The organism is Streptomyces sp. NPDC054757 (assembly GCF_053612185.1).
Genome location: NZ_JBSHBW010000030.1, coordinates 75,331 through 84,619 on the forward strand (window position 1 = coordinate 75,331; position 9,289 = coordinate 84,619).

Consider the following 9,289-nt stretch of genomic DNA (forward strand, 5'->3'; position numbering starts at 1 on the left):
GCACCGGAATCCCCGGGGAGCGCCGGGATACCCGGGGATCAGACGGGCGGCCAGGGGATGGCCGGCCACTCACCGCTCGGTACGGGATGCCGCCCGGCCTCCCGCAGTCCCTGTACGCGCCCCCGTACCGCTTCCAGCTCCGCCGCGGTGATGAGCCCCGCCAGCCGCTCCGCGAGCCCCGCACCGGGCGCCAGTTCCCCGGCGAGTGTGTCCAGTACCGCGACCGTCCCGGGCGTCAGCGGCTCGCCCGCCCACCCCCACAGCAGGGTCCGCAGTTTGTCCTCGGCGTTGAAGGTGACCCCGTGGTCGATGCCGTAGATCCGCCCCTCGTCCGTCGGCAGCAGGTGGCCGCCCTTGCGGTCGCCGTTGTTGATCACAGCGTCGAGCACCGAGAGCCGCCGCAGCCGCTCGTCGTCGGCGTGCACGAGCAGCGCCGTCCGGCCCTCGTCCACCTCGGCGAAGCCGATGGCCTTCCAGCCGTCGGCGGGCTCGTCGTCCTCGACCAGGGCCAGCAGTGACGATTCGGCCGCGGACTCGATCCACAGCTGGCACATGCCCTCGCCGTACGGACCGTCGCGCAGCACCGTCGGCGGGACGAACCCCCAGCCGGTCGCCTCGGAGACCTCGTACGCCGCCACCTCACGCTGGGCGAGCGTCCCGTCGGGGAAGTCCCACAGCGGCCGTTCACCGGCGACCGGCTTGTACACACAGGCCGCTTCCCGGCCCTCGTACGAGACCGAGCAGTACAGCACCGCGTTGGATGCCTCGCGCACCCGGCCGCGTACCGTCAGCTCCCCCTCCCGGAGGAGCTGGGTGGCCGTCACGCCCCCCTGCGGTATCCGTTCTGGCGCGGACATACGTGTCCCTCCGGGTCGAGCGGCAGGCTGCACAGGGGGCACGGCGGCCGTCCCGCGTTCACGACGTCGAGCGCGCGCTTGGCGAAGGCCCTGGCCTGGGCACCGGTCAGCCGGACGCGGAGCATCGGCGGGCCGTTCTCGTCGTCCTGGAGGAGACGTTCCTCCGCCTCCGCGAGGTCCTCGTCGTTGTCCGCTTCCAGCTCGACGAGCGCCTGGGCCTCGATGATCATGCGCTGTTCGTCGCCGTCCCAGGCCAGCGCCATGGTGCCGACGCGGAACTCCTCCTCGACCGGCGCGTCCAGCGGGGCGGTGTCACCGGCATCGGGGGCGACGGCGGGCACCGGTGAGTTCCCCCCGGTCCTGCGCACGACTTCGTCGAGCAGCTCGTCGATGCGTTCCGCGAGCGCGGCCACCTGGGTCTTCTCCAGCGCCACGCTGGTGGTGCGGGAGCCGGCCGACGCCTGAAGAAAGAACGTACGGCGCCCCGGCAGCCCGACCGTACCCGCGACGAAGCGGTCCGGCGGGTCGTAGAAGTACACCTGACGGGACACGTCCTGATCTCCATGGGGTTCGGCTGCGGGGTGGTCCGGTTGACGGCCCGCCCACCCTACTGCCCGGAGCGATCACGGCGCGCCCGCGCCACCACCGACAGCCGCGTCCGATCCCGAACCGCTCTCGCGGGGCGCCAGCGAGCCGAACTCACCGGTGTCGCCGAGCCGCAGGACGAACGGCCGCACCGCGGTGTAGCGGACGGCCGTGAGGGAACACGGATCGACGTGGATCCGCTGGAAGAGGTCGAGATGCATACCGAGGGCGTCGGCGACCACCGACTTGATGATGTCGCCGTGCGAACACATCGCGTACACCGCGTCCTCGCCGTGTTCGGCGTCGATCCGGGCGTTCCACTCCCGTACGGCCTCCACGGCGCGCGCCTGCATCGCGCGCATCGACTCGCCACCGGGGAACGCGGCGGCCGACGGGTGCTGCTGCACGGTCCTCATCAGCGGCTCGTCACCGAGTTCGGCGAGTTTGCGCCCCGACCAGTCGCCGTAGTCGCACTCGCTGATCCGGTCCTCGGTGTACGGAGTCAGCTCCGGCCTGGCGGCCAGCAGCGGGGCGATGGTCTCCCGGCAGCGCTGCAGCGGGCTGGTGACGACGGCGGCCAGCGGCAGCCCGGCCAGCCGGTCCGGCAGCGCGGCGGCCTGCGAGGCGCCCCGCTCGTCGAGGGAGACTCCCGGCATCCGGCCCGCGAGCACCCCGGAGGTGTTGGCGGTGGAGCGTCCGTGCCGTACAAGAATCAGCGTGGCCATGGCGGCCAGCCTACGACAGGCCCCGGAGCCGGCCGCCGGGCTCTCGGAGGCCGGTACGGAAGGGACGGCGGCGGGGTTACCGCCCCCCGGGCGTGCACGGGCCGCCCCGACGGAGGAGAATGCGCGCCGTGATTGTCGATTGCGCCATCTACCGGGACGGACGCCGTATAGAGGGGCCCACGGACCTCTCCGATGCCCTCGCCGAGGCACGCGCGGACGGGAACGCCTTCCTCTGGGTCGGGCTGCACGAGCCGACACCGAAGGAATTCGACCTGGTCAGAAGCGAGTTCAAGCTGCATGAGCTGGCCGTGGAGGACGCTCTGCGGGCCCATCAGCGCCCCAAGCTGGAGGTCTACGACGAGACGCTCTTCCTGGTCCTGAAGCCGGTCATGTACGACGCGGAGAGCGACACCGTGACCACGGACGAGCTGATGGTCTTCCTCGGTGACTCCTTCGTGGTGACCGTGCGGCACGGCGAGGGCGCCCCGCTCGCCGCCGTACGCAAGCGGCTGGAGCAGGAGCACGAGGTGCTCAAGCACGGCCCCACCGCCATCATGTACGCGGTGAGCGACACGGTCGTCGACCACTACATCGATGTGGCGGCGGAGCTCCAGACCGACCTGGAGGAGCTGGAGGCCGAGGTCTTCGCACCCAACGGAGGCGACTCGAAGAACGTCGCGTCGCGGATCTACACCTTCAAGCGGCAGGTGCTCGAATTCCGCCGCGCCTCCGGACCGCTGGCGGCTCCCATGGCCAGGCTCGCCGGGGCGGGTGTGCCGTTCGTGCATGAGCACTCGCAGCCGTTCTTCCGGGATGTGGGCGACCATCTGACGCGCGCCAACGAGCAGGTGGAGGGGCTGGACCGGCTGCTGTCCGACATCCTCTCCGCACATCTGGCACAGATGGGCGTGCGGCAGAACGACGACATGCGGAAGATCTCGGCCTGGGCGGCGATGGCGGCGGTGCCGACCATGGTCGCCGGTATCTACGGCATGAACTTCGAGCACATGCCGGAGCTGAAGTGGACCTGGGCCTATCCGGCGGTGATCGGGCTGATGGCCGCGATCGTCGTCGGCCTGCACCGGCAGTTCAAACGGCGCGGCTGGCTCTGAGCGCGGCCGGCTCTGCGGCACCACGGCTGCGACGGGACGGCGACTACGGGGCGACGGTACGGGGCCGGTACGGCGGCGGGCTCCGCCGCCGTACCGGGGCTGCGTAGGGGCCTGGGCTCGTCCGGCGGGCCTGGGCGGCGTAAGGGCCTGGGCTCGTCCGGCGGGTCTGGGTGGCGCGTGGGGGCTCGCCCTCGCCATCGGCTCAGGCGAACTCCGCCGCCTGCGGTGCGGCCGGTCCGCCGAGCGCGTCACGCCGCTCCGGCATGACCAGCCTCACCGACCGGCGCCAGCCGCCCGCCCGCTCGAACCCGTACAGCCCCTGGATGCCTGCGGCCAGCAGCGCCGACTTGGCCCCCGGCCAGCCGAGGATGGCACCCATCCGCTCCATCACGGCGAGACCCACCTCCCGGTAGACGCGGATCTCCTCCAGCGCGCTCTCCCGCAGTACGGCGTGGATGGTGCGGGCGTGCCCCCGGGCGGCCAGGCGCAGCAGCTCCTCGTGGCAGTAGGCGAGGTGGTTGTCCTCGTCCCGGCAGATCATGCGCACGGCCCGGCCGATGTCCGGCTGGTCGCCGAGGTACCTGACCAGGGTGGTCATCTGCTCGGACGCACGCTGTTCGGTGACCCGGCTGTGCGCGAGGTAGACGACGATGTCCCGCTCGGTCAGCCGCTCGCCGCCGCGCAGCGTCCGGTGGCTGAGACCGACGCCACGGCGTTCAAGGAGCATCGTGTAGTCGGCGTCGGCGGGCACCTCGACCGGGTCGAGGCCGCGCTTCTTGAGCAGGGCGCGGAAGATCCGGCCGTGTTTGTCCTCGTCGGCGCCGTGCCGGGCGATCTTCGGCGCGAGGGCGCTCATACTCTCCGGGGCGAGGGCGGCGATCCGGCCGTTCTCCCAGCCGCCCTGCGCCTCCCCGCCGGCCGCGATGGAGCAGAAGAGCCGGAAGGCTTCGTCGCTCTCGACGATCTCCTGGAAAATGCTCCGCGCCGAAAGCATCACTGCCACCTCCATGCCGACATCTGACGTTATGAGTCAAATGCGATATCGGGTGACCGGCAATGCGTGCCCCTGCCAGGTTCGGCCGAAAGGTGGTAGGGCCGCCCGCTGTCCGCAGGCGTAACCGAGCGGCCCCTGGGGCGTTGTTCAGCGCGACGGCCGTGGCGGGGAAGACCCCCGAGCCCCCACCACGGCCGCAGAACTCGCCGGAATCGCCGGAATCGCCGGAATCGCCGGAGACTTCTCCAGGACGCCGCCGTGGCCGGGCTACGCGAGCCCGGCCCGCTCCAGTGCCTCCGTACCGGCCCGCAGCCCTGCCACCCGCTCGTCGAGCGTGAACCCGGCGGGGGCCAGCGTCAGCGTGGTGACCCCGGCGGCGGCGTAGGCCTGCATCCGGTCGGCGATCCGCTCGACGGAGCCGAGAAGGGTCGTACGGTCGATCAGCTCATGCGGTACGGCCGCCGCGGCGCCGTCCCTGTCACCGCCCAGATACTTGTCCTGGATCTCGGCGGCCTCCTTCTCGTACCCCATGCGCTGCGCGAGCCTGTTGTAGAAGTTCTGCTTCCGGCTGCCCATACCGCCCACGTACAGCGCGGTGTACGGGCGGAACGTGTCGGCCAGCGACCGCACGTCGTCGCCCACCGCCAGCGGCAGGGTCGGGCAGACGTCGAAGCCCTCCATCGTGAGCCCGGCCTTCTCGCGGCCCGCGCGCAGCGGGGCGATCGCGGTGGACTCCAGGTGCTCGGCCGAGGGGAAGATCAGCAGGGCGCCGTCGGCGATCTCACCGGTCTGCTCCAGGTTCTTGGGGCCGATCGCCGCGATGTAGAGCGGGATGTGCTCGCGCTCCGGGTGGACGGTGAGTTTGATGGGCTTGCCGGGGCCGCCGGGGAGCGGCAGCGTCCAGTGCTCGCCCTCGTACGACAGGCGCTCACGTGACATCGCCTTGCGGACGATCTCCACGTACTCACGGGTGCGTGAGAGCGGCTTGTCGAACTTGACGCCGTACCAGCCCTCGGAGACCTGCGGCCCGGATACACCGAGGCCGAGCCGGAAGCGGCCGCCGGAGAGCGAGTCGAGGGTGGCCGCGGTCATCGCGGTCATCGCGGGCGCCCTGGCCGGGATCTGGAAGATCGCGGAGCCCACGTCGATCCGCTCCGTCCGGGCGGCGACCCAGGAGAGCACGGTCGGCCCGTCCGAGCCGTACGCCTCGGCCGCCCAGCAGACGTCGTAGCCGAGCCGGTCGGCCTCCTGCGCCACGGCGAGGTTGTCGCCGTCCATCCCGGCGCCCCAGTAGCCGAGGTTGATTCCGAGCCGCATGACCGCTCCCTTACCGATGAGTAACGTCTCTGTTCCGGGGACTCTAGCGCGCACCGGCCCCATCCGTCAGGGGGCCGGTTGTCCACAGGCCTCCACCGGGCGGCCCCGCGGCCAGTACTCTCTGCGCCCATGGAGCAGAGGCATCTCGGCCGCACGGGCCTGCGCGTATCCCGGATCGGGCTCGGCACCCTCACCTGGGGGCGGAGCACCGACGAGCATGACGCCGCCGACCTGTTGAAGGCGTTCTGGGAGGCCGGCGGCACCCTCGTCGACACGGCCGACGTGTACGGCGACGGGGACGCCGAGTATCTGCTCGGGCAGCTCTGCGAGCGGCTGGTGCCCCGGCGGGATCTCGTGATCGCCACCAAGGCGGGCAGTGTGCCCGACCCCTACCGCAGGTTCGACGGCTCGCGCGGGCATCTGCTGTCGGCGCTGGACGCCTCGCTTGAGCGCCTGGGCACCGACTACGTGGATCTGTGGCAGGTGCACGCCTTCGACCCGGAGACTCCGCTCGACGAGACGCTCCAGGCCCTGGACATCGCCGTCGCCAGCGGGCGGGCACGGTATGCGGGGCTGTCCAACTTCTCCGGCTGGCAGCTGGCCAAGGCCGCCACCTGGCAGCTCGCGGCGCCCGGGGTCAGGACCCGGCTCGCCAGTACGCAGATGGAGTACTCGCTGCTCCAGCGCGGGGTCGAGCGCGAGGTGCTGCCTGCCGCGGTGGACCTCGGCGTCGGGCTGCTGCCGTCGTCACCGCTCGGGCGCGGGGTGCTCACGGGAAAGTACCGCCATGCGACTCCGGCGGACTCGCGCGGGGCGTCGGAGCAGCTGGCGCCCTTCGTCGCGCCGTATCTGGACGACGCCGCGAGCAGGATCGTGGACGCCGTCGCGACGGCGGCCGACGGGCTCGCGACGACGCCGACGGAGGTCGCGCTGGCCTGGGTACGCGACCGGCCGGGAGTGGTCGCCCCGATCGTCGGCGCGCGCAACGCGCAGCAGCTCGCGGCGGCATTGTCGGTGGAGACGCTTAGTCTTCCTGACGAGATCTGCCGGGCGCTCGACGATGTGTCGGAGCCCGTCCACCGTTATCCCGACCAGGACTGGACCGAGCTGTGAGTACGGATCGCCTCGACACCGAGGCCAGCACCGAGGCCGACACCGCTCCCGGAGCCGCCGCCGCACCGGAGACGGAACCGGATGCGGAACCGGAGACGGAGGCGGGACCGGAGACGGCGGCCGAGCCGGGGAGGGCGGCCGAGGACGGGGCCGAGACGGAGGCCGAGCGGGGAGGGGCTGCCGAGGCCGGAGCCGGTTCCCCGGAGAGCGGTGCCGGGGGTGCCGGGGCCACGGAGGCCGCCGGGACGGCCTCAGAGCCGGCGGCGGAGGAGGCCGCCGTGCCGGCGGAGGCCACCGGGGCGGGCGGCGAGCCCGAGAGCGCCGGGGCCGGGACGGACGGCGAAGAAGGCGCCGCCGAGGCCGGAAAGTCCGCCGACGGAACCGAGGCGGCAGCCGAATCCGGAGCAGCCGACGGCACCGAGGCAACCGCCGGAGCCGGGACCGAGACAGCCGCCGAAGCCGGGACCGCCGACGGCACCGAGGAGGCAGCCGGGGCAGCCGATGCGCCCGTCCTGTCGGAGGCCGAGGCCGAACTGGCCGCCCAGCGCGAACTGCGGGCCAGAATCGAGCAGCGCAAGGCCGAGAAGGACGGCCCCATCCAGGCCGGCACCAAGCTGAGCGGCCGGGCAGCCGATCTGCTCGCCGCGGTCAGGGCGGTGGAGGGCGGCGAGCAGCCGTCCACGCACTTCCCGCCGCCGCCACCCGAGCCACGCCGCCCCGAGCCCGCCGCTCCGGCGGAGCAGCGCCCGGCGGCCCGCCCGACGCCCGCGCCCGCCGCCGCCGCGCCCGGGACCGTGTCATCCGTGCGGGCCGTCCTGGCCGCGGGCGGCGCCCCCGAGTCCCTGGCGGTCCTGGCCGCCGGGACGCTCGGTGAGCAGGCGGCCGAGGCGCTGCGTGCGGACCCCTGGCAGTTGCTCTCGGTTCCCGGAGTGCGACCGGAGCAGGCGGACGGCTTCGCCCGTGCGCTGCTCGGCGCGGAGTGCGGCCCCGGCGACGAGCGGCGGGCAGCCGCCCTGGTCGGCTGGCTGCTGGAGCGGGCCGCGCTCCAGGGCCATACCGCCCTGGAGTCGGACGCGGTCCGCGCGGCGCTCGCGGAGCGCTCCGTGCCGGACCCCGACAAGGCGCTGCAGAGCGCGGTGGCGGACGGCACCGTGCTGGTCTTCCAGGACGCCCTGGACACCGCCCCCGGCGCACCCCCTGCCCAGCAGGAAGCCCGGCGGGACGAGGAAGGGGCGAGTGCCGACGACGAGGACGGCGAAGCGGCGCCGCAGCCCGTGCGGGTGCTGCTCGGTCTCGACCGGTACGCGCTGGCGGAAGAGAGCCTGGCGGACGGACTCTCCCGGCTGGTGAACGCGGGCACACTCGCCCCGGGCGGCGAGCAGGCCGACTGGGAGCGGGCCGCGGCCGACGCCCCCTCCCCGTCCGCGGCCGAACTGATCCGGACGGTCGCGGAGAACGGCCTGGTCGCCCACACCGGCGGCGAGGCCGCCCGCGGCGAACCGGCCGCCGTGGTCACAGCGGCGCGCGCCCTGGGTCTGCGGGCATACGCCGCCGCCCACACCCCCGACGGAAGGCGGCGGCTCGCAGCGGCCCTGGACGACCCGGCGGTGGCTGTCACGGTCGCCGGACTGCTCATGGGTACGGAGGGTCCGGGACGGGACGGTGAGGGCGCTCTGGCGCTCGATCTGCTGGCCGTCGTGGACGCCCCGCAGCTGGATGTCGAGAGCGCGGCCGTACTGGTCGAATCGCTGCCCGACGGCAGCCGCCTGATCCTCAGCGGGGACCCCGGGGTGCTCGGCTCCGCCGGTGCGGGGCAGGTCTTCGCCGATGTACTCGCCGCGCGCGCCTGCCCGCAGCTGGCCTCCCGCACCCCCGACCCCGGCCCCATCGGCGAGCTGGTCTCGGGGATCGGGATCGGCGAGCTGAACCAGGTGGCGGCGCCCGGCAAGGAAGTCGTCATCGTCCCCGTCCGGGACCCGGGCGAGGCGGTGCACCGCACCGTGCAACTCGTCGCCGACTCCGTACCCCGGGCCATCGGCGTACCGGCCTCCGACACCCAGGTCATCACCCCCGGGCACGGCGGTCCCGCCGGCACCCGCGCGCTGAACGCCGCGCTGAAGGAGCGCCTCAACCCGGGCCCGGGCCGCTTCGGCGGCTTCGATCCGGGTGACCGGGCCGTCTACACCCCGGCGCCGGGCAGGACCGTACCGGGGACGGTCGTATCGGCCGACGCCGACGGTCTGCATCTGGACTGTGCCGGTACGTCCGTCGTCGTACCCAAGGACCGGGTGGAGACCTCGGTGCGGCACGGCTGGGCACTCACCGCGCACCAGGCGGCCGCGCTGCGGTGGCCGGCGGTGGTCGTGGTACTGCCGGGCGACGCCGCGGGCGGGCTGAGCAGGCCGTGGATCTACACCGCGTTCGGCCGCGGTGAACGGCATCTCTCGGTGGTCCACGGGGCCGACCAGGCGCTGCCGCGCGCGGTGGCCGAAGTCCCCGGCAAACCGCGCACCACCCGGCTGCGCACACTGCTGCGGCCGGCCGCGGTCTGAGGCTCCGGTACGGCCGGTGGCCGGGGCCGAAGCC

Annotated in this window: 8 protein-coding genes; 3 read left to right on the forward strand and 5 right to left on the reverse strand. The window is 73.3% G+C overall.

The genetic code is table 11. From position 1 onward, the window contains the following. Positions 1 to 38: 38 nt before the first annotated feature. The 3 genes from ACWGKJ_RS28525 to ACWGKJ_RS28535 all read right to left on the reverse strand — a co-directional run bounded on the left by ACWGKJ_RS28525 (position 39) and on the right by ACWGKJ_RS28535 (position 2,167). Positions 39 to 857, reverse strand: coding sequence for an SCO1664 family protein (locus tag ACWGKJ_RS28525; RefSeq protein WP_385023039.1), 819 nt, complete (start codon positions 855 to 857; stop codon positions 39 to 41). Further along, the gene (locus tag ACWGKJ_RS28530; protein ID WP_385023041.1) at positions 821 to 1,408 is read right to left on the reverse strand and encodes a DUF3090 domain-containing protein; all 588 of its coding nucleotides are present in this window, start codon (positions 1,406 to 1,408) and stop codon (positions 821 to 823) included. The genes ACWGKJ_RS28525 and ACWGKJ_RS28530 overlap by 37 nt, the downstream gene beginning before the upstream one ends. 72 nt (positions 1,409 to 1,480) lie before the next feature. Then, entirely contained in the window at positions 1,481 to 2,167 is a 687-nt protein-coding gene (locus ACWGKJ_RS28535) for a histidine phosphatase family protein (RefSeq protein ID WP_385023043.1), read from the reverse strand. A gap of 119 nt (positions 2,168 to 2,286) precedes the next feature. On the opposite strand from ACWGKJ_RS28535, the gene corA reads away from it, so the two are divergent. Continuing rightward, complete coding sequence (gene corA / locus ACWGKJ_RS28540) at positions 2,287 to 3,279, forward strand: magnesium/cobalt transporter CorA (RefSeq protein WP_385023045.1); 993 nt, start codon at positions 2,287 to 2,289, stop codon at positions 3,277 to 3,279. Between the two features lie 202 nt (positions 3,280 to 3,481). Here corA and ACWGKJ_RS28545 read toward each other — a convergent pair whose 3' ends face one another. Continuing rightward, entirely contained in the window at positions 3,482 to 4,273 is a 792-nt protein-coding gene (locus tag ACWGKJ_RS28545) for a ferritin-like domain-containing protein (protein ID WP_385023053.1), read from the reverse strand. A 267-nt stretch (positions 4,274 to 4,540) separates the two neighbouring features. Continuing rightward, positions 4,541 to 5,590: an LLM class F420-dependent oxidoreductase gene (locus ACWGKJ_RS28550; RefSeq protein ID WP_385023047.1), complete on the reverse strand. Its 1,050-nt coding sequence runs from the start codon at positions 5,588 to 5,590 to the stop codon at positions 4,541 to 4,543. A 129-nt stretch (positions 5,591 to 5,719) separates the two neighbouring features. Here ACWGKJ_RS28550 and ACWGKJ_RS28555 point away from each other — a divergent pair, with 129 nt between their 5' ends. Continuing rightward, on the forward strand, positions 5,720 to 6,703 hold the full coding sequence (locus tag ACWGKJ_RS28555; protein ID WP_385023049.1) for an aldo/keto reductase: 984 nt from the start codon (positions 5,720 to 5,722) through the stop codon (positions 6,701 to 6,703). Between the two features lie 278 nt (positions 6,704 to 6,981). Beyond that, complete coding sequence (locus ACWGKJ_RS28560; protein WP_385023055.1) at positions 6,982 to 9,255, forward strand: helix-hairpin-helix domain-containing protein; 2,274 nt, start codon at positions 6,982 to 6,984, stop codon at positions 9,253 to 9,255. The last annotated feature ends 34 nt before the right edge of the window (positions 9,256 to 9,289 follow it).